Origin of the sequence: Stenotrophomonas sp., from assembly GCF_036662295.1 — a bacterium.
Taxonomy (GTDB): Bacteria; Pseudomonadota; Gammaproteobacteria; order Xanthomonadales; family Xanthomonadaceae; genus Stenotrophomonas.
In genome coordinates this window covers 61837-84616 of the sequence record NZ_JAVWXA010000005.1, presented here as the reverse complement: position 1 = coordinate 84616, position 22780 = coordinate 61837, and the positions used below count along the sequence as shown (strand labels likewise).

The following is a 22780-nucleotide window of genomic DNA, read 5'->3' as shown; positions in this document are numbered from 1 at the left end:
CCGCCCCACCCACCCACCCTGAGAGAAATTGAGGATGAACGGAAAGATCAGCGCTTCATATGCACAGGCATCGGTCCCCTCGCACCGCGGACAGATTCAAGGTGCCGGCCTTCCGGCGATACTGCGCAGCCGCGGAGGTCTGATGATCATCGGCCTGCTGTCGGTGGCCATTTCGGTACTCGCTTGGGCAAGTGACCTGAGCGGCATGGTCTACGCCTGTCCCTACTGCCGTGTGGAACGCACCAGCATCGGCGTGCTCGGTCTGGTCATCCTGGCGATGCCTTGGCTCAATCGCTTCTTCGCACGCTACTTGTCTGTGGCGCTGGGCATGTTCGGGTTCGTGGTTGCGGTCATGCAGAACTTCACCTACGGCTGGCTGCTGATGTTCCAAGGCACCTTCAAGATCCATGACCCTTGGACGCTGGATCCCATGCTGCTGTCCGGTGCGGCGATGGTCATCATCGCGTTCCAGATGGGAGTCATCTTCGAGTCCAAGTAGAAGCTATCGCAGGCGGCCCCGTTGAGTGAACTTCGACGGGGCCACCTCGATGCATGGTGAGTGCTCATCACCGTGGTGACAGCTGCAGAAGAGGGGTCGAGAGAGCATGGAGTCTATGGAAAGGTGGCATACGCAGGGCGGACACAGGCGTAGGGCCAAGCCAGCATGAGTACCCAGCTTACGGAAACGGGTAGCAGCGGCCGGTGGAATCGCATTCGTGAGCGGCGCAGGCTGCAGCTGCTCAATGGTGCTGCCAGGGTGTTCGCCGAACGTGGCTATGACCATGCCAACATCCGGATCCTCGCCGAAGCGGCCAACGTCACCAAGGCGACCGTCTATGCTTATTCCACAACAAATGCGATCTTTTCAAGGCTGTGGTCAATTACTGGGTTGAACTGCGCCCGGAGCCGCTGCTCAGTTGTCCGCTGACGACATCGTTGCATACGTTGCTTCACGAGGCTGCGCGCTCGATCATCCGCCAAGCAGAACATCCTGCATCACAGGCCTTCGGGCAGGCGATACTTCGTTCCACGCAGCTACCGATGGACCATGTGCAGGCATGGCACAGCCAGTACGGTCGGCATGTCGGACACCTTTGCCAGGTGTTTGGGCATCACACGGCGGCGAGCGATCCGAGGATATACGCTTGGCAGTTCGTCCAAGTGATCTTGGGCTGCCTGCAAGGCGGGATGGCCTCCGGAACGGCATGCCAGGAGACCTACGTCGCTTCATCGGTGGAGCTGTTCGTCAAGGGCACGCCGCGCCTGCTTACGGCCAGGACAGTTGCAACGGATTCTCCTGACCCGCCAACAGTTGGCTGTGCAGGAGCGAGCGGCAGCATCTGAGGATGCGACGGACGGTCAGCTGCCTGGGGGTGACAAGCCACGCTCCAGCAGTGATGTGATCTGCACTGCCGTCAGTGCGCCGGTGAACCGGGCGATCTGGACTCCATTGCGGTCCTGAAGGATCAGCGTTGGCACCGATGCGATATTCAATGCCGTCAGTAGCTGCGAATCGGTAGCGGCATTGATCTTTAGGAAAAGCACATCCGTGCGCGCAGCAGCAGCCTTTACGTACTCTGGACCCATCGGTAGACAGGGCGGACACCAGGGTGCCCACAGGTAGATAAGAATGGGGTGAGATGACTCACGTGCCAACCGATTGAATGCCGCAGCATCCACGTCGTGCACCAGGCCAGTCTGCAGCGTCATGGCCACTCTCCGAGGTCAAGGGGCGGCCGGCACAGTGCACGGCCGCACGCCTGGAACGCCTTACTTGGCGAAGGGGACCAGCTGCGCCTTCAGTGCCGGCTTCGGCAGGGCACCAACCAGTTCATGGACGACATCACCATTGACGAAGACCTTGAGCGTGGGAATGGAGCGCACACCATAGCGCTGGGCCAGCTGCGGGTTCTGGTCGATGTCGACCTTGATGATCTGCAGCTTGCCTTCGAACTCCTCGGCCAGCTCTTCCAGCGACGGCGCAATGGCGCGGCACGGCGGGCACCAAGGCGCCCAGAAGTCCACGAGGACCGGGGTCTGGCTCTTCAGGACGTCGTTTTCGAACGTTTCGGTGGTGGTAGTTTTGGTGCTCATGTCAGCCTCGGTTGTCAGGGCCCGGATGACACCGGGCGTTATCGGGCGGGCATCGGCTGCCCGCAATCAGGTGGAAAGTTCAGATCTGCATGCCCAGCAGCACGGTGCGCCCGACTTCTGCCGGGCCGCGGGAACAACGGAGCGCTCGACCAACGACCATCGAGCCTTCCAGCGCGCACAGCAGTGCTTCGGCCAGGCATTCGGGGGGCGTGTCCGTCCGCAGCGTTCCATCGCCCTGCCCTGCCCGGATGACGTTGGTCAACCAGGTGACGTTGATGCCGAAGAATTCCTCGGCAATGGCGACCACGGAAGCAGGCAGGGAATCGCTTTCGGCGCCGAGCATGCCGCACAGGCACAGACGACGCTCGCTGGAGAACGTTCCTTCAAACAGCACGCTGTAGGCGAGCAATCGTTCGATCGGCGCGCCCGAGCTGCCCTCGATCTTCAGAAGCCGCTCGCGGAAACGATGGCAGGAGCGCTGGGCGACGATGGCGACCAGTTCTTCTTTATGGGGGAAGTGGTGGTGGATGCCGGGCTTCTTGATGCCCACCAGCGCGGCGACATCGTCATACGAGAAACCGTTGTAACCGTTCTGTTGCACCAGCCCTTCCGCGGCATCCACGACCCGAACGGCCGCAGGGCTCAGTTCCGAAAAATGACGCATACGTTGCTCCAGCCCGACCAATTGGTCAGTAGATTAGGCCCGATTCCGATCAGAATCAATGATCCACTGGTGCGGGGGTTGGCCCGTTAAACTCCGGTTGTGGCCAGTGAAAGGGTTAAGGAGGGGCCTGTAGGGTTGACATTCAGAATTGACGGCGTAGATTTCGACTGACCAAAAGGTCAGTTTCTGGATCGTGATATGAACAGGTTAAAGGTAGACGTGGCGATCATCGGTGCGGGCAGTGCGGGCATGACCGCCTACCGCGCCGCGCGCCAGCACACGGACAGCGTTGTCGTGATCGATAGTGGCCGCTACGGGACCACCTGCGCCCGGGTGGGCTGCATGCCGAGCAAGCTGTTGATCAGCGCAGCGGACGCTGCGCACGGGGCTGCCTTGGCGCCCTCCTTCGGTGTTGAGACCGGAGCGGTGAAGATCGACGGCCGGAAGGTGATGGAGCGCGTACGCAGCGAGCGCGACCGCTTCGTCGAGTTCGTCGTCGATGCCGTGGAAAGCTGGCCGGACGAACACCGCCTGCGTGGAAGTGCCCGTTTCATCTCCTCCCACGAACTGATGGTGGGCGAAGAGACCGTGGTGCAGGCCGACAGGATCGTGATTGCAACGGGCTCCAGCCCGAGCATCCCCAGCGGTTGGCGGGAGACGCTGGGCGATCGGCTCATCGTCAACGACGATATCTTCGACTGGGAGGACCTGCCGGAATCGGTCGCCGTGGTCGGCTCGGGCGTCATCGGCCTGGAACTGGCGCAGGCGTTGCATCGCCTGGGCGTTCGTGTGCGTGTCTACGGCCGAGATGAAACGATCGGGCCGCTGACAGATCCTGCGGTTGAACGAGAGGCGACCCGAATCTTCTCCGAAGAGATCCCCACGAGCTTGAGCGTACGCGTCACGCCCTCACTGGCAACCGATGGTCGCGTTTCAGTGATGACAGAAGACGCACAAGGCGCGCGCTCCCTTGAGGCATTTGACTACCTGCTGGTTGCCGCCGGCCGTCGCCCCAACCTCGATCGGCTGGGCTTGGCTTCTGCAGGCATCGAGCGCGATGAAACGGGAATGCCCACCATCTACCGGGCTACCATGCAGAGCAGCCGATCCCACATCTTCATTGCCGGTGATGCCAACGGTTTCCGCCCACTGCTGCATGAAGCGGCAGATGATGGGCGTATCGCCGGCGACAACGCCGGGCGCTATCCCATCGTCCGGGCTCGCCCGCGCCGGGCCTCGCTAGGGATCGTTTTTTCCGACCCGCAGATCGCCATGGCGGGCGCATCCCACCGCGATCTGCTCAGCACGGGCGTGGCGTTCGAAGTGGCAGAGGCGAGCTTTGCAGACCAGGGCCGCAGCCGGGTGATGCTGCAGAACCGCGGAATGATCCGTGTCTATGCGGACGTGGCCACCGGAACCTTCCTGGGGGCGGAAATGGTCGGGCCTGCTGCGGAGCACATTGGCCATCTGCTTGCCTGGAGTGCCCAGCGCGGCGACACCGTCCAGCAGATGATCGACAGCCCCTTCTACCACCCGGTCGTGGAGGAAGGGGTGCGAACGGCACTGCGCGACCTGCAGAGAAAGCTCAGCATCGCCCCTCCCACCCCGGAGAGCTGCCTGGACTGCATCGCCGGCGCATAAGCGCACGATCGGCCACGCATCACCTCTCAAGCCAACTGGATTCCTGCAATGAACACGAACAGCACCCATCGCAACTTGATCATCCTTGGCAGCGGCCCTGCCGGATGGACCGCCGCCGTGTACGCCGCACGTGCAAATCTCAAGCCGCTGGTGATCACCGGCCTGCAGCAGGGTGGCCAGCTGATGACTACCACCGAGGTGGACAACTGGCCGGGTGATGCCCATGGCCTGATGGGTCCGGACCTGATGGCACGCATGCAGGCCCACGCCGAGCGCTTCGAGACCGAGGTCATCTTCGACCACATCCACACCGCGGACCTGTCGCAGCGCCCGTTCAAGCTGATCGGCGACAGCCACGAGTACACCTGCGATGCCCTGATCATTTCCACCGGCGCGACGGCCAAGTACCTGGGCATCCCGACCGAGGACGAGTTCAAGGGCCGCGGCGTGTCCGCCTGCGCCACCTGCGACGGCTTCTTCTACCGTGATCAGGACGTGGTCGTGGTCGGCGGCGGCAACACCGCCGTGGAAGAAGCGCTGTACCTGTCCAACATCGCCCGCAAGGTCTACTTGGTCCACCGCCGCGACACCCTGAAGGCGGAAAAGATCATGCAGGACAAGCTGTTTGCCAAGGTGGCTGCCGGCAAGATCGAAACCGTCTGGCACCACCAGGTGGAAGAAGTGCTGGGCAACGAAGCCGGCGTGACCGGCGTGCGCGTGAAGTCGACCTTGGACGGCAGCACCCGCGACATCGAGGCCCACGGCTTCTTCGTGGCCATCGGCCACCACCCCAACACCAGCCTGTTCGAGGGCCAGCTGACCATGAACAATGGCTACCTGGACATCCGCTCGGGCCTGGGCGGCAATGCCACCCAGACCTCGGTGGAAGGCGTGTTCGCCGCCGGCGACGTGGCCGACCAGCACTACCGCCAGGCCATTACCTCGGCCGGCTTCGGGTCGATGGCGGCCCTGGATGCCGAACGCTTCCTCGATCAGGCGAGCAACTAGGATGGAGCCTTCATTGCTGGCTACGCGTGCATTCCTGGCCCTGTCAAGCGTTCTTGCCGCAGGCTGCAGCGGCGCGGCAGAACCGCAGAAGCCCAAGGTTCTCCAGGCCATCAGCAGCCAGGGCGTTGAGGTGGTGGGCGAGTTCCCGGCCAGTGCCGGCGTGCGTGCGTACGCCGGCTCTGCCTCTGGCAATCCGCTTGCTATCTACGTCCTCAGCGACGGCAGCGCGATCGTCGGGACCCGGGTGGGAAGTGATGGCAATGTTCTGGACCAGGACGCATTGGCGCGGCTGGTAGCCAAGCCTGCTGCCAAAAGCGCGATGGCAACGCTGGAAAGGTCCTCCTGGATCCAAGATGGCTCCAAGAGCGCCCCGAAGATCATCTACGTCTTCACGGATGCGAACTGCCCATACTGCCATCAGTTTTGGCAGCTGACGCGGCCATGGGTCGATACCGGAAAGGTCCAGTTGCGCCACATCATGGTTGGCGTGATTCGTGAGGATAGCCCGGGGAAGGCGGCGTTCATCATGACTGCCCCGGATCCGGCGGCGGCGTTCAGGCAGAACGAGACCGCTGCGGTTGGCGGCGGCGCCAAGCCGCTGGCCGTCATACCTGCGCACATCCGGAAAACCCTGGAATCCAATGAGCAACTCATGGTCTCGCTGGGGTTCCAGGGAACGCCGGGAATCATCGGCATGGATGCGTCTGGAAGCCTGCAGAAGGTCAACGGCATGCCCAGGGACAATGCACTGACCGAGCTTCTGGGCCCTCGCTGAACCATGTGTCCCTGCGTGTCCGTTCGAAACCGTGGATTCGGCCCATTGCGCCGCTCAGTTCGAGCAGAAGTGAGCGGATGACTGCAAATGGGGTGATGCAGTCGCAAGCCTAGGGTGTGTCGCTAAGTGTCAGGCCGGCGGGTAACGGTGTTCGCGGATCCCATGCCTAGATGCGTACGGATCGGCTCCATGGTTGGGCGAGGCAGCTGGCAAGGCATCCCGAGTCGCCTCTGGTGGAGGGTGCTGATGAAGGGCAACGCACTGGCCATGCTCACCATCCTCAACCTTCCACACTTGCGGCCTGAACTCCCCTGCCTTGGATGTCCTCTCTTCATCGTCAATTCCAGAGTGTCGTGCCACCTCTAGAGCCAGTGTCCCCTGCCCTCAAGGTCGCGCCCACGAGGCTGCTTGACCGCCCTATATGGCCGTTAATGCAGGGGTGAATCGGACAACGGCCGGCCCCTCGGCTGATCTCTGATCCGGTTCTGCAATATCTGAAAGTCAGATAGACAGCCTGTGGGTAGATTGATATCCTGAAATCTGGAAGCGCGATTTGAGGGCTCTGTGGCCTATGTCGTCAACCAACCGACCCTCACGTTGCCTTGGCCAGAATTGGACGAATTCGTTCGTTCCATCGGTCCATTCCTCGCCTGTGCGTGGTGCGCGCTTGAACGTTCAAAAAGCATAAGTGCACCGGTCGCCTCAGGAAGCTTGGCTTCTGATGCGCTGGATACGCTTGCAGCGCTCCAAGTCCTTCGTCGTATTCCCGTTGAGGATTCTCACGCTGCGGGTAGGTCGTTGTATGACCCCTTGGCCTGGATCTATGAACCTCGCTGGTCGCGTCCTGGTGCTAACCTGGAAGCTCTGCTGACGAGCACGCTAATGGGATGGGCTGCTGAAAGCCGCTCTGGCGTGAAGCGTAGCTTGGGAGCCGCACTGAGTAGCAGCGAGGCACGGGCGTACCTTGCGAACCTTCTTCGCAAGCACGGCCTGAGTCCTGCGCTAGGCGATGACCTACGATCAATCCAGCTGACTGAGTGGGAAGCGTTGAGTCTGGGTCGAAAGCGCTACGTTCTGTGGGCCAGCATGCGGAGCGCTGCGTCAGAGTGTCTGCAACACGATATGAGCGAGCAGGTCGCCCGCCGAGTACTGGATCGCGAGATCAGCAGAAGGTCCGCGTGGCTCATTGATCGCACCAAATCGGGGTCGTTAGCGCAAACCGATTTCTGTTTTCTGCCTAGTGAGGGCTGGCGGCAGCCGCTCATCCTGGACATCGCGATGGAGACCTTCCTGCCTCTGGGTAAGCTCTACTGGCTCGAGCCCAGTGGCCAGTGGCGATTGTGAGGCCCGGCAAGATTAAATTCCGGTCGAACCATACATCGTCTATGCGCATATTCAGCGAAGATGCCGATGGTGACAATGCGCCCATTGCTCCAGGAATTCCTCTTGGGCTTGGGTTTCAATGGCACCGGGTCTGACTCGCCGGACCATGCACATGGCGTCTGATGCCGTGGTTGTTTTGCCAGTCTGCAGCACAAGCATGGCGGCAACGGTGCCCGCCCGTCCAAGCCCGCCCTTGCAGTGAACTAAGACCCGGTGCCCACTCATCAAGTCGAGGACCAGCTCGGGGCTCAGCTGTGACCATTGCTTGAGCAGCCTCTCATCTGGTGCGGCTCCATCCGTAATTGGCAGTCCATGCCACGAAATGCCCTTCCCTGCTGTCACCTCTGGCAGGCGTTCGATCCCAAGTTCCTTGAATTCCCAAGGTTCAAGCAACGAGATTAGATGCGTAGCACCCCAGTTCTGAATGGTGCACAGATCCAGTTCGAGGTCTCGCGCCCATGCCCCTGTCATGGCGAATTTCTGATGTTTTCCCGGCGCAAATGTCAGTCCTATCACGCCTCCCTTGCTCCCGACGGGTAGTTCTGCGATAGCGAGGGGGTGGGTCAAGCTAGTGCGCATCATTGGGGCTCTCTATGAATTCTGGGTCTTGATATTGGTTGTCCGTAACGCAGGCTCGCGCTGATCAGCGGGACCTTCAGTCATGAGTCTCAAACTCCGTGCGGGCAGCGAGTAGAACGCCGGCTGGGTCAGTCGCCAGCACTGTTGACGGCGACTGACCGTTGAGAAGAGCGTGAGGGGATAGGAACCACTCGACTTCCCCCCAACCGGTAGTGCGACGTAGGTCATTTGATTCCCGCTGGAATGGACCCAAGCTCCGCATGATTCTCAGCATCTGGGCCAGGTTTCGCACTGGTTGACCATCAGGGCTGAATTGCCAGGTCGGATAGCGGTAACTCGGCACAGGGTTGGCGATGTAAACCGCCAAAAGCTTGCCCTCGCGGCGAAGCTGGCCTGCGCGTCGGGCCCGTCCGAGTGGTCTCAAGCTGAGCTGGACGCTGACCTGCACGGCGCTAAGCCACTGCGCTGCCAGAGCGTCGCGCCCAAGGGCGGCGTCGTGCAAGATCTGGTCCCGGAGCACAAGAGGGGCCGCCGCGGGTTGGTCGCCCCGTACAGCTGCGCTGGCTATTCGCGTTCTGCGCGACGAGGCGCGGTCTGGAGGCTGCATGTGGTCGGTCTCGCGGTGGCATGGGTGGGCTTATGGAGGCGCGCTCAAGCGCTTTCCAATTTCGTCGAGTGCGACATCGAGTCCGGAATCGCCTCGCTCGTACGGCGCCCCAAATAGCGCAGCCTTAACCCAGTACGCCTCTTGGCCAGGATGGACGTATCCTTGGTGGTCATCCAATAGGAGTGCTTTGCCTAGGGTGGAAGAGACGTTGCGTAAGTCCTTCGTGGCCCCTGCCCAGTCAACGTACGGTAGTTGAGCAAACCATTCGGGCGCAGAGCCTTCGCGAACGAGCAATGCTGCGATCTTCCGGAACGCTGGCTCCGGCACGGTGGTGTAGATGACCAGTCGCTCGAAGCTCACGTTGACAGACTCAAGAAATCGATACAAGCCAGGACGTGGGAACTGGCTGACTGCGTTTGATATCAGCGTTCCCTCCAGGTCCATTGCAAGGATGTTAGGTCGCATCGGCGGTTTCCCGGTGAGGGTGGTGTCTTTGGGTCATCAGGCCAGATTGCATCGCGTGACGATCCAATCTGGCCTTCAGCACGTCAGATGTCTGCGAATCTTGCGGCTCGCTCCAGCTGTTGCTCAAGCAGCTTGATGGCCTGCTGATGATTGCCTCCAACGTAGGGCTTATCACTGAAGTCGAGGGCAGACTCAGGTATCACGCTGAGTTCGACGCGAGTGGTAGTCGCTTGGCGAATGGCCAGCGTTGTCCACGCCTCATCGCCCTTCACGAATCCCACTTTGAAACGCGCGGTGACTTCACGCGCCGGCTTTAGTCCTTCAATCTTTCGGAAGTCGCTGTGCACTTGGGTCTGCGCCGACGGCTGCGCTTGCTCATTGACGTATAGCGTGGCCAGCCAGCTAACTTGACTCAGCGGCAACGAGGACGCATTGACGATACGCGCCTCGATGATTGGGGTAGGCCCGAAGAAGCCGCTCTCAACAACAAACTTTGCGTCGTTGGTCCGAATATTCTGCAGGTCAGCGAGGATGGGCGCTTGCGCCTTTGCCTGGTCTAGTAGCGACTGAATCCTATGCGGATTTTCCGATTTGATCGCCTTCACCTGACCACGCACCAACTCTTTCACAGAAGCATTGGGGTACTTCGCGTTTAGGTTCTCCAGATCCATGCCGGCGACTGCCCAATTGAAGGCGTCCCTTTCGTGAGGGCTCAGTCTTGCGTCGATTGCATCAATTGAGGCGCGGTAGTCCTGTTGACTGCCGTCGGTGATCATCTTGGTGTCTGCGGGCCCGCCGCACGCCGTGGCCATAGCAGACACTGCCAGTAGTAGACCCAATCGTCCCTTGGTTACCGCCAGGTGCGATTGCTGCTGTTGCTTCATACATCCCCCCTAGTGTGAGGGCCTGAGGATATCTGGTTTTTAGATATCTGAGAACTGGATATAGCTTCTGAGGCCGCTCAACTTAGGCGCGGCCATGGCTAAGTCCATTCATCGCAAGGAATACGCTGCACTGATCGAGGCGGTGAGGGATGCGCGCCTGGCAGCCGGCCTGACCCAGGCTCAGGTGTCAGAGAAGCTAGGCCGAAGCCAGTCGTTCATCAGCGATGTTGAGACTGGGAAGCGCCGGGTCGATGTGGTGGAGCTCAGGGATATCGCCCGGTTAACCGGGCTATCGTTAAACGCTCTTATTGCTGACTTCGAGAAGCGGCTAAAGCGGTGACGGTCGCGCCCTCGCCTCCGGCTTGATAAGCGCGTACCAGCACGGTCACGGACGTAGCGAAGTCTTCGCTCGCTGTCGACTTAGCCCACTTAGCAAGCGGTGTCTATTCGGCAGGCATTCGCCCGGCCTGCCATGTCTGTACTCCTTACCCTATTGCGCCTGGTGCTTTAGGAATTCCTCCTACGCTACGGTCTCAATTGCGCCAGCCCTGACGCGCTTCACCATCCGGATCGCATCTGATGCGCTCATGGCCTGCCCTGCCTGTGCCGCGCCAGGGCGCGGCCGTGCCCAAGTCCATAAGACTGGCGCAAGCCAGCGCTTTGGCGCACTGGCCACTGATGACGGGCCAAGAGGCTCACAGCTCCAGCCGCGGTCCGTCGATCCACTAGGCCGGCGGGGTCCCTGAGGACGCGCGCCGCGTTAGCGAGCGGCCGCTTGGGTTTGGGACCAGCATGGTCTAGGTGGCGTTGCTCAAGCATGTTACGCGGCTTGGACAGAGAAAACTTTAGTGCCGTGGTTGGAACCGAGAGATGCGCCAGAATCAGCCCCGCGCTTCAACTATGCGCTTAGAGTTGACGCGTGAAATCCTTTAACCGCCCAACCCCGCGGAACTTGCGCAAAGCAATGAGGTCATCGCCCGAATGGATGAGGGGGGCAATTCGCATGGCCTACAGAACATCGACGCTTTTGTCGCGGATTGAGGATGCAGCGCTGCGCAAGGTCCGCCTGTTGAAAGCGTTTGCTCTCTCACATCAACGAAAAGCACGGCGCTGGGCGGAAAGTCATCCCTACATGCTGCTGGCCGCTTTCCCGCTCTGGGGTAATCCGCGGTCATTCCCAGCGGTTCCGCACTCCAGCCTGAAGAAGCGAGTCTGGAGCGGCTTGGCCTTGATGGGGGTGGCAACAGGACCATGGGCGATCGCATACGCTCAGCTTCAATCCCTCATTGCAGACATGAATGAAGCGAAGGCGGTGGCGGAAATTGGGCAAGTCGCATTCGAACAGACGACGACCATTTTGGAGCTCAGCGCTGCCCTTGTCCCATTCTTTGGATACATCACCATCGGCCTCATGGCTGCAGTTGCAATGGGTATACATCGTATGGAGGTTGTGGCCACTCAGTTGGATCTCAAAGCCAAGCCGTGCGTTGGCTACCGCTTCCATGTAGTCCAAATTAGCTCGATCGCGCTGTATCTGGGCCTTCTCGCCCAGTGTCTGTCGTGGTCAATGAACCATCGAAGCTCCGTCGAGCCCTTTTTTCGCTGGGTGACCAACACCCCCCTGATCCTGCTTCCGGCCATCCTGTTCCTGCTTTTGCGCCGCGCTCTGGCCAGGAATCGCAGGGCGGTAGGGATCAAACTGTATGGAAACACCACACGGGCCCTGTTGGCCTCGCTTCTTTCCACGGTTCTGTGCGCAGGGGTCCTATTTCTTCTGATGAGGTGCCTTCGGTAGCCCTTGAATGGTCGTCGACGGTAGCCACGGCCGTTTGATCGGGGCGATCATTGGGGGCGTACAGCGGGGGGTGTTGAAATCGGCGCCCGTGCCGACCTACCTGGGTGATGCATTGCCGCGCTCTGGCGGCCCTGCTCCAGCAATGCCAGCCAATGTGGAAACGCAACTTTCTGTGCGAGTCCTGGACGAGGTGAGGCCTACCGGAGAGCAGGGTGGCAAGGCGTTGAGTTGGTCGCAAAGCTATGGAACGCGCCTCAAGGCGAGCTAGCAAATATCGTTGCGGGAGCGATCTGCGTAGTCGTAAATGCTCTAAAAATCTGTCAAATTTAAAGGAGGTAGTAATGCTGCAGCGTATGACACCAAAGGACTATTCGGAGTTTTGGGAGCGCGAATCATCTCAATTCGCCCTTGATAACATCTATGCACGTCTCAGCCAGCTTGTCCCCGAGGAGGCGACCTTGGAGATCGGTTGTGGCGCGGGGTGGAGTACGTTGAGCCTTGCGAAAACGCGGCCGGTCTTGGCTGTCGATAACAACACCCATCTGATTGGTCTTGCGCAATCGCGATTGAACGATAATGGAGTGACGGCGCAGATCATCCAGTCTGACTTGTTTGAGCCGTCCGCAAACCTTCTCAGCGCGATCCAGGCGTTCCAGCCGAAGGTCGTCGTTGGATGGTTCATCGGTTCTCATCCGGACGACAACGACAAGCGTACCCCCGCCAATTTGCGCGCGGAAGAAAAGCCTAAGGTGTATCGCGAAAGCGTCGAGGATCGACTGGTTGCGCTGCCGTTGTGCCCGCCGTCCGTGGAGTGGGTTCACACCGTGCAGCGCGGTGGCATCCCGCCCGGTGTTACCGAGGCTCAAGTCAAGGAAGGGATGGCCAAAGAGTACGAAAAGTACATGTTCAACAACTCAGGATTTACGGTCACGGATGTGCAGTTGCTGCACTGGAATCAGGTGGCAGGCAAATTTCCCTATGTTCAGACCGTTAGACCCGACCTTCCTGCCGGCAAGCCCCAGCCCGTGATCATTTCCATTCTGGCTCATCGAAAGGTCAGCGTGTAGACCCCATAGCCCTAAACCCAAAGCCTCCGATAGTTCGATGTAGGTTTTGCAGCCAAACCGGCTTTCCGCGTCAGGACTGCTCTAGTCATTTATCCAGGCGACAAGGCACGACTCGGCCGCTGAGCATTGGATAGAGCGGATATGTCTGCTGCACAGAATCCAAATCGAAGAACGATGCTGGGGGTGGGGCTAATACGGCCAGGCCGAGCATCCAAGCGCTCCGCCCCCACGTTTGTGTGCATCCAAGGCGGTGCCTAGAACGTAGGGGGCTGTTGCTAGCCCAAGCAGGTACAGGGCGTTAGCTCATCAGAAAACTACCTTGGTACAGCCAGCTGCTGGTACCGAGGCGCTTCAGCAAACCGATGCGTAGCGCCGCTTACGGCATCCGTGGCCCCTCCCCTCGTCTGGCGCAAGCAATTTCGCATTCAACACCAGCGCCCCCCTTCCGGCGGTACAGCTGCGCGTGCGTCGCTAGGTGTTGACTACGGATTTAGGCCTGAGGATGACAAACTTATGCAGACTTTCTGGCTCGATCTCTCCGAGCTCAAGCATCCTGCGCAAGTAACTGACACGATGGGTTCCCTCGATCAAGTGAATATCACGGCCGTAGACTCGCCAGCCGCTATCAACCAACAATGCCGATTGGATCAAGATCGGCGGAAATGGCGGGGTCAGCTCTTTGGACATTTGCTGATAGATAGAGTAATCATGATTCACCTTTTTGAAGTAATCGTATTGGGCTCCCCACTCGGTCATGGGCTTGTTGTGAAAGAATTTGATGCGATCATAGGCCTCTTCCGCAGTCATGTACTCAACGGAAAACCAGTAGGCAGCCAAGTCAAATTCGGGGTAGTGTTCGTTAAAGTGCTCGAAGTGGTCATAGACCACTTGCCTATAAAACTCCAGCGTTGCTTCGCAGTCTGGAAGTGAATGGCGCGCTCGGTAGTCGCTCCAGTCTTCCTTATCCCACGTATTGAACCCGTGCGGCTTTACTTCAGATGGCAGCATTGTGCGAAACCATATTCTGCGACAGCTCTATTTTCGGGAGGGGGGCTTGAGTCCGCTATTGATGAACAGCGGAGAGATCGACAACCAAGATGTCTCCTTTTATTCCCAAGTCAAGCAGGTGGCTCTGCATTGCATCCGCCGGATATCGCTGACCTTCGGTGCACTCGCAGATGGCTCGCACTATGTCGCCAATGCTAAGCATGTTAGCTGACAAGAGCGCCGTAAGTTCGGCATCAGTCCAAGGCATTGTCTGCGTCCTTGCAGAGGAGACAGCACAAGCATCTCTGTGCCATATACAGGCTGAGCCATGTTCGGGAAAATGCGGATTCACCCCAAAAGGCTCCTCTGAGTAAAACATCTCCCAGATTGCTGCGTTGGAAATGCCATGCTGCCTTTTCAACTGGCTGTCGAAGTGAGATTTTGAGGTGCTCTTCTGTATGGAATCCCAGCAATTGGCGTGAGTGCTTAGTCGAGGCCACTTTGCTTCAAATAAACCCACTTTGAAGAAATCATTGTTGCGAAAAATGATGCACGCGTCCGTGCCAGTCTGGCGCTCAACCTTGGGGGTCAACACCTGTGAGTGCGCCACTAGGCCAGGAATGCACCTGCTGTTGATCTCGCGGCGAAGTGCGCAGGTGAAGTTCGATGTGTAGTCGTTTTCAGTGACTACGTACCCCCTTATCAGATCCGCGCGCACCAGGCGATCAGCCCACTGCGCGCACTCCTCCACCACAGCAATCAGGTGATGCGGGGCGAGCATGAATCCCTCCTTACGGAAAAACTACGTGATGATCAGATATTAGGGGTCTGGCCGCGTCAGTTATTCACAGCCCACTACACGGCGGGCCATTCGCATCTCGTCCGATATTAGGGCGGCTCGCTGGAAGTAACAAGCCGGCCAAATGTCGCTGTGTGGCTGCAATGGTGGCTCATGCTCTGACTGAAGTGGAGCGCGTATGATTCCTGATGAACCACTCTTCCGCGGGAATTTCTGGCGATCAGACGTCGTTGTACGTGATCGGTGATGGGCCGAACGATGCAGTGCTCGCCTACCAGCGCTCGGCACCTGCCGGAGTTACGGGTAATTCTTAAGTGGCTGCGAGCCAGCACAGTGTGAGTGATTCATTTGGATACGCGGGGCGCATCAACGCTTGCGCCTGTCCCACGACAGGTGGCCCGTGAGCTCTTCCAGCCCTTCGTCCTCCTGAATGCGCGCCCCAAAACGATCGAGCTCCCGATCAGGCAGCTCGTCTTCGTCAAACCAAAGTAACGATACAGTGGTATCGCGACTAGCGAAGTGGCGGCTGATTTCCCGCAAACTGCCGCCCTTTTCCCAGTCGTCGAACCAGACGTCTTGAGCCACTTCAGCGGAGGCAATGGCGCTGACACCTGCATCATGTAAGCGTCTAGCCGCCGACCCCGCTGGAATCACCGATCGAGCCGAGATCCGGGCATTGATGTTGCGCAAGGAGGTCGAGCGTGAGGCATACCGAACGGCACCTCGTTCCATGGTGACAAAGGCGCATGGTCGCTGACTTAGGCTTGCATACCGTGACGCAGCTGCAGGGAAAGAAGTGCCAAATTTGACTGCGAGAGTCTCGATTACCTCCATGGATGGGTCGTCCGAAGGCACCTTCTCCAGCCACAGTTTGTAAGGCATCAAAAGCTCTGATGCGAAGGTATCGCAGGCCACCTCATTGGGGTGCCGCTTGGCATAAGACCAAGAAGGCACCTCTTCGTGACTGGAGGGAAGCTCCAGCACGATGTGCGCAATCTCATGGCAGATCGTAAAGCGCTGGCGCTCCAGCGTTTCAGTACTGTTGACCGTCACGATGTGGCGGCCATTGGGCTTGGTGATGGTGTACCCGGATTCACCCTGGCCAAGTTCATCGTGTCGGAGCTTGGCATTGATAGCGTCCAGATAGGGCGTCAGATCACCAAAGACCGGCGGCAACGTCACCTTGGCAACAAATCCGCGCGCCTTCTGCCTAACCCACAGCTCGTCCATGCTCAGCCGTCCTCATCATCGTCCTCGAATGCCCGCCTCACCCTGGAAATCAGAGTGGCCGGGTCCGGCCTGATTGTCCCTCGATGCTTCATTCCTGCAGCAGCCGAGAAGACTTCCAGGCTCACATCTCCATCTTGCAGGGCATAGTCCACCAGATTGACGTCTGCCTCGGGGTGGTCCATCAGCCAGTAAACGATACCCGCATCGCGCTCGCTTGGTCTTAGTACAGCCAACAGCTTGGCTACCAGCTCATTGGAGGGGCTGGTCTTTTCGCCCGTTTCCAACCGATGGATGTACGCATGGTCAGTCGAGGAGCGCTGACCAATTTCCCTCAACGACATCCCGTTTCGCTCTCTAAGCGTCTTTAAGGCAATGCCTAAGCCGGTCTGCGGCATTTTTGACTCCTGATCGGTGCAAAGGCACGTCCGGCAAGGCCTTACACCCATTTGGGGTGTCTCAGTTGCTTTCGCGCCCAAGGCCTGCTAGCGTGTTGTCCATCCAGACAACACACCCTATTTTCACGAAAAGGGTGACCCGTTCCCGGGGTGTTGTCTGGATAAGCAACGCATTGTGCTTCATCGCAGTACTGGCAGCAACCTAGTTCTCAACGTGGTTCGCACGACCTACACAGGAGCTCGATATGACACGCAAAAACCAACATGTTGTACCTCATCAGGATGGCTGGGCCGTCCGCGGCGCTGGCAACCAGCGGGCAACCTCGGTCCACCAGACCCAGCAGGAAGCCATCGATGCCGGTCGCGGGATCGCCCGGAACCAGCACAGCGAGCTGGTGATCCATCGTCCGAACGGGCAGATCCGTGACAAAGACAGTCACGGCCATGACCCCAACCCGCCGAAGGGCTGATGACCATGGCTGACATCCCGACCTATCACGTGCTCGCACTTTCAGGAGGCGGCTATCGTGGCCTGTACACGGCCACGGTACTTGCTGAGCTGGAAGCGGCTCTGGGGCGACCCATTGCCGCGCATTTTGACCTGATCTGCGGAACGTCGGCAGGCGGGATGTTGGCCTTGGGCTTGGCTAACGAGATTCCTGCCTCAGAGCTCAAAGGCCTGTTTGAGGACCAAGGCAACCGCATCTTCGGTCGGCGTAGTCTGGCGCGCCGGCTGTTTGGGTTCTGGCTGGCAGCCAAGCACGATTCGGCAGGCCTTGAGGGTGTGCTGCATGAGCGCTTTGGAGCCACGACCATCGGCGATCTGAAGCATCGCGTGCTGATTCCGGCGGTGAACTACACCACAGGACGGGGCCAGTTCTTCAAGACGCCCCACCACCCTAGCTTTGAGCTTGATCACCGCATGCAGGTGACGGACGTGGCCATGGCGACGGCCGCAGCACCGGTCTACTTCCCGCTCTCAAGGAATGATCGGGGCGTCTTCGCAGATGGGGGCCTGGTGGGCAACGCCCCGGGATTGTTCGGGCTGCATGAAGTGAGGACCTTCCTGGCACCGGGTGGCGAGGCCGAGATCCGGGTTCTCTCCATCGGAACTATGACTATCGGTGCCACCCTGCGCGGCGATGCAAGTCTGGACCGAGGGTTCGGCAAGTGGCGCGGCGGGCTGTTCGATCTGGTCATTTCTGCGCAGGAGTCCTCAGTGGATTACATGCTGCGGCAATCACTTGGAGACAAGTACCTGCAGATTGACGATCAGGCTACGCCGGACCAATGCCGCGATATCAAGGCTTTGGATCGCGTGTCCGTCGGTGCCACCAACACTCTGAAGGATCGGGGCAAGCATGCCGCCCAACGCGCACTGGGCAATCCTCTGTTCAAGCCTTTCCGTGACCACATCGCCACCTCGCCCGTGTTCTACCACGGCCCTCACAAGAACGCGTAGGAACCCATATGCTCAACCTCAGCCCACTGTTGTTCACCACGGTCGCCGATGAGGCGTGCCTGCATTCCAACCTGGACTTGAGTGACGCCGAGCGCGCACTGATTGCGCACGCACGGACTGAGGTTCGCGACTGCCTGCGTACGGGCATTCCTCGTGTTCTGGCTGAACGTGGATACACCGATACGGTGCCGCAGCCGCGATTCTTCACGCAAGGCTCGTGGGCATACAAGACGCTCAATGCACCGGCCAAAAAGCCGCAGCAGGCCGACGTGGATGACGGTTGTTACCTGCCGATGAGCTTTGTATCTCAAGGCACGCGGCCGAGCGTGGCGTCCACCATTTTCTTCGAAGCCGCTGAGCAAGCACTTGCTCCGTTGATCGAGCGGAAGAATTGGAAGCTTGTGGACAACAAGGACACCTGCATCCGGATCGTCATCTGTGGCTTTGCCCACATCGACATCCCGCTCTACGCCATCCCGGACAACGAGTTCACTGCATTGGCCAAGGCGTCCATGGAGCAGTATGGATTCGACTCCATAGCCGAGGCAGCCATCTATGCCGAACGCGACGCATGGACCGCCCTGCCCCGCGACAAGGTGCTTCTGGCTCACCGCAAATGTAACTGGATGGCCTCAGACCCCCGTCCCGTCAAAGAGTGGTTCCTGCAGGAGGTTGACGAGAAGGGCGAGCAGTTCCGCCGGGTCGTCCGTTATCTGAAGGCCTATCGGGACTGGCACTGGGAGAGCGGCGGCCCTAGCTCTATCCTCCTGATGGCAGCTGCAGCCCCCATCTTCGAAAAACGTGACCGGCGCGATGACCTTGCGCTACTGGATGTCGTCGCTGCGTTGCCGGCGCGGCTGCGGGCGGGGGTGGTAAACCCGGTGGAAAGCGGCGAGTCGTTGACCGATCGCCTTGGCAAGCGCGGGGTGGAAGACGCCGCACAAGCCTTTGAGGCCCTTGAGGTCATCCTTCGCGGTTGCGTGAATGCCTCCAGTCCTTCCCAGGCTTGCGTGTGGATGCGCAATGAATTCGGCGATCGATTTCCCGCCGATGAGGCGCGTATCAAGGTGGTGTCGGTCGTCTCGACAATCGGTGCCACTTCGCCGCAGCCCGGACCCAGTGAACTCATCGGCCGGAGCAAAGCGGGGTGAGCCGCGCCACGCCCAGCCAGGTGATTGAAGCATTTGCACGCGAAGGCTTCGAATTCGCGGGCAAGGCCGACAACGGCTGGTTCCGGGTTTCTGGGCGCTTGTTCTCGGACGTCACACCGGAGGGTGTGCCATGCGAAATCAAACTGGATCCCAACTTCTTCGAACTTCCGCGCGTCCGGCTGCTCGAGATTCCGTGCCATCTGCCTGCTGCGGTCCCCCACCTCAACGCCAATGGCGTGCTTTGCTACATCGCCAATGGCACGGTGACCTTGGACATCTATGACCCGATCGGCCAGTCGCTGGCTTGCCTGCGGCAGGCACAGCATGTGTTTGATCGGATCATGCGAGGAGAGATGGTAGAAGACTTGGCCGAGGAGTTCTACGCGTACTGGAGTGGTGCATATTGCCTTACCGACCTCGACGGAAATGCTCAGGGACGTCAGGAGTGCTTCGTCGTGGATGGCAACGAACGCCCAATCTGGTTCGTCACAGACAACCTTGCGCGAACCAAAAAGAAGGCTGAATTGCTAGGGTTCACCCCAACCGACAGGACCACCCCAACCTACAGAATCAAGACCAGCGCCCAACCACGCCCTGTCCCAGGCGTGTGGCCGCCCACCACCGTCAGCTCGCTGCTGACCTGGCAAAGCCAACTGGACCGTCGCTGCAGGCGAAGCATCCATCGTCGTATCCTGCAAGGTGAACGCGATCGCCTCAATGCACTTCTTATTCTGATCGACTCACCAAAAATGACCTATGCCTTTGGGGTCATCTATGAGCGAAATGAGCAGGTGCCGAGGGTGAAGTTCGCATATCGGCGCGATCGAACGCTGGGATTGCCTGTACTCCCGTTTTCCGTGTTCAGAATTGACGAGCACTACATCGCCGAGCGCAATATCCCAGGCCGCATCACTCTTGCGGGAAAGGCAATTGCATTGATCGGTTGCGGGACCATAGGCGGCTTCCTGGCCGAAATGCTGGTGAAGGCTGGTGCTGGAACTCAGGGTGGCATGCTGAAACTGATCGATTTGGACACGCTCTTGCCTCAGAACTTGGGGCGGCACCGGTTAGGTTTCCCCTCCCTGCTTCAGAACAAGGCCGTGGCCATGGCCGATGAGCTTCGGCGCTTGGCACCTGGCGTATCAATTGAAGCGGTCACACTAGATGCCCGCGAGGTTGACCTGTCCGATCAGCACCTTCTCATTGATGCGACCGGCGAAGAGTCGTTGGGCCATTGGCTGGCAGACTACTACCCACGGCCGACTCAAGTGCTTTCCGTCTGGATTGAAGGACCTGGAGTCGCCGTGCGAACGTTGCTTAGAAAGCCGCAAGGCGGCTGCTATCGTTGTCTTTGGCAATTCACCCGTCGCGGAGAGTTTTGCTCGACCACCGAACCATTGCCCAACATCCTGGCAGGGCACGGGTGCGAGGGTTTGTACGTGCCCTTTAGCGCCTCCGCTTCCATTCAAGCAGCTAGCCTGGGGTTGGATGCTGCGCTCGATTGGGCCAATGACATCATCTCCCCCGCTCTGCGTACGCGGGTCTTGGATCGTGACTTCGCACAAGCTGCGCCGGACGGTGAGCTGCCCATTGAACCCGATTGCCCAGCATGCCAATGACGAATGACTGGTCCAGCTCTGATCAGCGCAGGCTTATCCATCTGTCGCCGGCCACCTTGGAAGTGTTTGCCCGCTATGTACAAGACAGTGACCAGGCTCCCGAGTCAGGTGGGCTGCTTCTTGGAACGGTGCATGGCGAGCATCTGATCATTGAGCAGGCCACCGCCCCAACCGTCTGGGATCTGAGGCTGCGCACCTTTTTCCATCGCTCCGCTATAGGTCATGCCAAGCTTGCACTTGATCGATGGCGCGCCTCCCGTGGCACCGTACGGTACCTGGGCGAATGGCATACCCATCCGGAGGACTACCCAATCCCGTCTGGGTTGGACCGCGCGGAATGGCGCAGACTGGCCGCGGGTAGAAGAGACAGGCGACAACAGCTTTCAATCATCGTCGGACGAGCTGGCCTCCATGTCGAGTTGGTCGGCAGTGATGGCGCAGGCGACGTTTTTCAACCACATCAGTAGCGGCACTGACCGTCAACGACCCAGCCGGGGTCAGTGGGCTGGCGCATGTTCAAAATGCAAGAAACGAGGTCGCCCCAGTCTTGGGGAGCCACTGCTCATGCGGGTGAAAGGCGATGCAATCACTTCGGCTCACGGGATCGGTCAGCCGCTGCGATGAACAATCATTGCGGCAGCGGTACTGACGCGGGAGTAGCGGGAGCGAGTGTTCGGCGGATGGGGCAGGAAGTTAGCCAGGTGAGCATAGGCTTCGTTGATGTGCTTAAACTGATGAAGATGCGCGAGTTCGGCTTCACAGCTGTCCTCGGGAACATCAAGCAACGTCTCTAAGCCGTCGGCTATGTTCAATCCGTCAAACGACAGTTCTTTCCTCTCCTGTTCGCTAAGTTGAGGCAGAACAACATCTGTCAGCGCCAGCGCGTCCGCAAACTTGAGGCGGTGGGCGGGAAATTGGGCAAAGAACTCGTGGCTTTCATTGCTGCAGGGGGCCACAGGAAGCATGCACGGCAGGTCATCTGTAAGCGACGTATTGTCCTCAGAATCTGGGCAGCAAAGTGGCTGTGCAGCCTGGCCGAGTGGGTACCCAATCAACTTCGCCGGTAGCGCGCCATGCCGGCGCCGGATGATCCGTTGTTCGACCAACATGCTGAAGGCGTAGCTAGCGTCTTTTCGAAGTCTGCGTGTAGTGCAAAATCGCGCCACGCCCCATCGCAGGACTTCTCGGTGCCCGATAGCCGCTTCGAGCCGACCGCAATCCAGCGCAAGTAGGTAGTTGCAGGCGCACACGCCAAGAGCATCCAAGCAGCCGCCCTCCACGAGGTTGTACATGGACTCCACCACGTCCAACTGACTCGGTGCGTATGTACTGAAGCCTGGAACCTCGTGGTAGGCGGCTACCAATCGTTCAAGCACAGTTGGGCGATGCAGTCCAAGCTGCTCCATCAATGTGCGACGAACATCGATCAATTGCTCGGGTGTGCATTGCAGTGGTCCGCTGATCTTCCAGATGGGGTGCTCATACGCCCACTTTGCGACCCAGAAGCGTGGGTCGCCATGAACGGTATCGACCAGTTTTCCATCAGCAAGACTTGCCGGGTCTTGTCCCGTGCTGAAGTAGCGATACAGCGTCCTGGGGCGTGTTCCCGCACCCCCTTGCCCAAGTAGGCCGGCCCGGGCAAGCAGCGCCTGGTCGGCTTCGTCCCAGGTCAGGCTCTGTCCCTGTTGTTGTCGAACTAGCCAAGCCCATATGGAGTTGCGTACAGCTTCGGCACCGTCAATGGCAACTCTTCCAGGCGGCATAGTCTTGGATTGTTTTTTGGGGGGTTAAAAAATCCCCCTTCGCGGGATACAAATTGTGCATCATTGACGTTAACTGTCGAAAGAGGTGCAGTTGTGCCCGACCAGACCTCGGTGCCGTCCAGTGCCGCCAATTGCATGCAGGAGCTGCTGGAGCGCCACGGGGAGCTCATGGGGGGAAGTGATCTGCAGAGAAACCTCGGCTTCGTGAATGGTCGTGCCTTCGGTCGAGCAGTCCAGCGGAACCTTGTGCCGGTGCGCACCTTCCCCCTTCCGGGTCGCCGAGGATAGTTTGCCAGAACACGAGACGTTGCCGCGTGGCTTGAATCGCTTTAGCGCGAAGTCTGGTGCAGGCACGGCAGTGCGCGCAGCAGGTAGCGAGGAACACCAGGCGACCGTGGTGCGGCTGAGTTCG

Annotated in this window: 24 protein-coding genes; 14 read left to right on the top strand and 10 right to left on the bottom strand. The window is 59.4% G+C overall.

Annotation, left to right across the window (positions count from 1 at the left end):
* Positions 1–34: 34 nt before the first annotated feature.
* Both RSA25_RS02160 and RSA25_RS02155 read left to right on the top strand, forming a co-directional pair.
* Positions 35–499: a hypothetical protein gene (locus tag RSA25_RS02160; RefSeq protein ID WP_332807278.1), complete on the top strand. Its 465-nt coding sequence runs from the start codon at positions 35–37 to the stop codon at positions 497–499.
* Positions 500–664: 165 nt separating this feature from the next.
* Positions 665–928: a helix-turn-helix domain-containing protein gene (locus RSA25_RS02155; RefSeq protein ID WP_332807277.1), complete on the top strand. Its 264-nt coding sequence runs from the start codon at positions 665–667 to the stop codon at positions 926–928.
* Between the two features lie 431 nt (positions 929–1359).
* Here the strand turns inward: RSA25_RS02155 and RSA25_RS02150 are convergent, their stop codons facing one another.
* The 3 genes from RSA25_RS02150 to RSA25_RS02140 form a co-directional block, all read right to left on the bottom strand.
* Positions 1360–1710 (bottom strand): thioredoxin family protein, encoded by a 351-nt coding sequence (locus RSA25_RS02150; RefSeq protein WP_332807276.1) that lies wholly within the window; start codon positions 1708–1710, stop codon positions 1360–1362.
* A gap of 60 nt (positions 1711–1770) precedes the next feature.
* A complete protein-coding gene (gene trxA, locus RSA25_RS02145; protein WP_332807275.1) occupies positions 1771–2094 on the bottom strand; it encodes a thioredoxin in 324 nt (107 codons plus the stop codon).
* 79 nt (positions 2095–2173) lie between these two features.
* Positions 2174–2758: a TetR/AcrR family transcriptional regulator gene (locus RSA25_RS02140; protein WP_332807274.1), complete on the bottom strand. Its 585-nt coding sequence runs from the start codon at positions 2756–2758 to the stop codon at positions 2174–2176.
* Positions 2759–2956: 198 nt separating this feature from the next.
* Between RSA25_RS02140 and RSA25_RS02135 the strand changes: the two genes are divergently transcribed.
* From RSA25_RS02135 to RSA25_RS02120, 4 genes are all read left to right on the top strand, one after another.
* The gene (locus RSA25_RS02135) at positions 2957–4399 is read left to right on the top strand and encodes a dihydrolipoyl dehydrogenase (RefSeq protein WP_332807273.1); all 1443 of its coding nucleotides are present in this window, start codon (positions 2957–2959) and stop codon (positions 4397–4399) included.
* Between the two features lie 48 nt (positions 4400–4447).
* Positions 4448–5407 carry a thioredoxin-disulfide reductase gene (gene trxB / locus RSA25_RS02130; RefSeq protein ID WP_332807272.1) on the top strand — a complete coding sequence of 320 codons (960 nt, stop codon included), beginning with the start codon at positions 4448–4450 and terminating at the stop codon, positions 5405–5407.
* A gap of 13 nt (positions 5408–5420) precedes the next feature.
* Positions 5421–6182: a thiol:disulfide interchange protein DsbG gene (dsbG, locus tag RSA25_RS02125; RefSeq protein ID WP_332807271.1), complete on the top strand. Its 762-nt coding sequence runs from the start codon at positions 5421–5423 to the stop codon at positions 6180–6182.
* A gap of 1122 nt (positions 6183–7304) precedes the next feature.
* Entirely contained in the window at positions 7305–7526 is a 222-nt protein-coding gene (locus RSA25_RS02120; protein ID WP_332807270.1) for a hypothetical protein, read from the top strand.
* A 51-nt stretch (positions 7527–7577) separates the two neighbouring features.
* Here the strand turns inward: RSA25_RS02120 and RSA25_RS02115 are convergent, their stop codons facing one another.
* Complete coding sequence (locus RSA25_RS02115; protein WP_332807269.1) at positions 7578–8132, bottom strand: cyclin-dependent kinase inhibitor 3 family protein; 555 nt, start codon at positions 8130–8132, stop codon at positions 7578–7580.
* A 1167-nt stretch (positions 8133–9299) separates the two neighbouring features.
* The gene (locus RSA25_RS02110; protein WP_332807268.1) at positions 9300–9992 is read right to left on the bottom strand and encodes a hypothetical protein; all 693 of its coding nucleotides are present in this window, start codon (positions 9990–9992) and stop codon (positions 9300–9302) included.
* A 202-nt stretch (positions 9993–10194) separates the two neighbouring features.
* Between RSA25_RS02110 and RSA25_RS02105 the strand changes: the two genes are divergently transcribed.
* The 3 genes from RSA25_RS02105 (at position 10195) to RSA25_RS02095 (ending at position 12962) form a co-directional block, all read left to right on the top strand.
* Complete coding sequence (locus RSA25_RS02105; protein WP_332807267.1) at positions 10195–10440, top strand: helix-turn-helix transcriptional regulator; 246 nt, start codon at positions 10195–10197, stop codon at positions 10438–10440.
* 663 nt (positions 10441–11103) lie between these two features.
* Positions 11104–11895 carry a hypothetical protein gene (locus RSA25_RS02100; protein WP_332807266.1) on the top strand — a complete coding sequence of 264 codons (792 nt, stop codon included), beginning with the start codon at positions 11104–11106 and terminating at the stop codon, positions 11893–11895.
* A gap of 341 nt (positions 11896–12236) precedes the next feature.
* Complete coding sequence (locus RSA25_RS02095) at positions 12237–12962, top strand: class I SAM-dependent methyltransferase (RefSeq protein ID WP_332807265.1); 726 nt, start codon at positions 12237–12239, stop codon at positions 12960–12962.
* 471 nt (positions 12963–13433) lie between these two features.
* Here RSA25_RS02095 and RSA25_RS02090 read toward each other — a convergent pair whose 3' ends face one another.
* From RSA25_RS02090 to RSA25_RS02075, 4 genes are all read right to left on the bottom strand, one after another.
* Positions 13434–13970, bottom strand: a complete 537-nt coding sequence (locus RSA25_RS02090; protein ID WP_332807264.1) for a hypothetical protein — start codon at positions 13968–13970, stop codon at positions 13434–13436.
* Positions 13971–14025: 55 nt separating this feature from the next.
* The gene (locus tag RSA25_RS02085) at positions 14026–14730 is read right to left on the bottom strand and encodes a hypothetical protein (protein WP_332807263.1); all 705 of its coding nucleotides are present in this window, start codon (positions 14728–14730) and stop codon (positions 14026–14028) included.
* Between the two features lie 384 nt (positions 14731–15114).
* Entirely contained in the window at positions 15115–15978 is an 864-nt protein-coding gene (locus tag RSA25_RS02080) for an ImmA/IrrE family metallo-endopeptidase (RefSeq protein ID WP_332807262.1), read from the bottom strand.
* A gap of 2 nt (positions 15979–15980) precedes the next feature.
* Positions 15981–16373: a helix-turn-helix transcriptional regulator gene (locus tag RSA25_RS02075; RefSeq protein ID WP_332807261.1), complete on the bottom strand. Its 393-nt coding sequence runs from the start codon at positions 16371–16373 to the stop codon at positions 15981–15983.
* 245 nt (positions 16374–16618) lie between these two features.
* On the opposite strand from RSA25_RS02075, the gene RSA25_RS02070 reads away from it, so the two are divergent.
* Genes RSA25_RS02070 through RSA25_RS02050 form a run of 5 tightly spaced genes read left to right on the top strand, consistent with a single transcriptional unit; the run spans position 16619 to position 21072 of the window.
* Positions 16619–16843, top strand: coding sequence for a DUF2188 domain-containing protein (locus RSA25_RS02070; protein ID WP_332807260.1), 225 nt, complete (start codon positions 16619–16621; stop codon positions 16841–16843).
* 5 nt (positions 16844–16848) lie between these two features.
* Entirely contained in the window at positions 16849–17835 is a 987-nt protein-coding gene (locus RSA25_RS02065) for a CBASS cGAMP-activated phospholipase (RefSeq protein ID WP_332807279.1), read from the top strand.
* 8 nt (positions 17836–17843) lie between these two features.
* Complete coding sequence (locus RSA25_RS02060; RefSeq protein WP_332807259.1) at positions 17844–18986, top strand: CBASS cGAMP synthase; 1143 nt, start codon at positions 17844–17846, stop codon at positions 18984–18986.
* Positions 18983–20605: a ThiF family adenylyltransferase gene (locus tag RSA25_RS02055; protein WP_332807258.1), complete on the top strand. Its 1623-nt coding sequence runs from the start codon at positions 18983–18985 to the stop codon at positions 20603–20605. Before RSA25_RS02060 ends, RSA25_RS02055 begins: the two co-directional genes overlap by 4 nt.
* Entirely contained in the window at positions 20602–21072 is a 471-nt protein-coding gene (locus RSA25_RS02050) for a Mov34/MPN/PAD-1 family protein (protein WP_332807257.1), read from the top strand. The genes RSA25_RS02055 and RSA25_RS02050 overlap by 4 nt, the downstream gene beginning before the upstream one ends.
* A gap of 141 nt (positions 21073–21213) precedes the next feature.
* Here RSA25_RS02050 and RSA25_RS02045 read toward each other — a convergent pair whose 3' ends face one another.
* A complete protein-coding gene (locus RSA25_RS02045; RefSeq protein ID WP_332807256.1) occupies positions 21214–22368 on the bottom strand; it encodes a hypothetical protein in 1155 nt (384 codons plus the stop codon).
* Between the last annotated feature and the right edge of the window lie 412 nt (positions 22369–22780).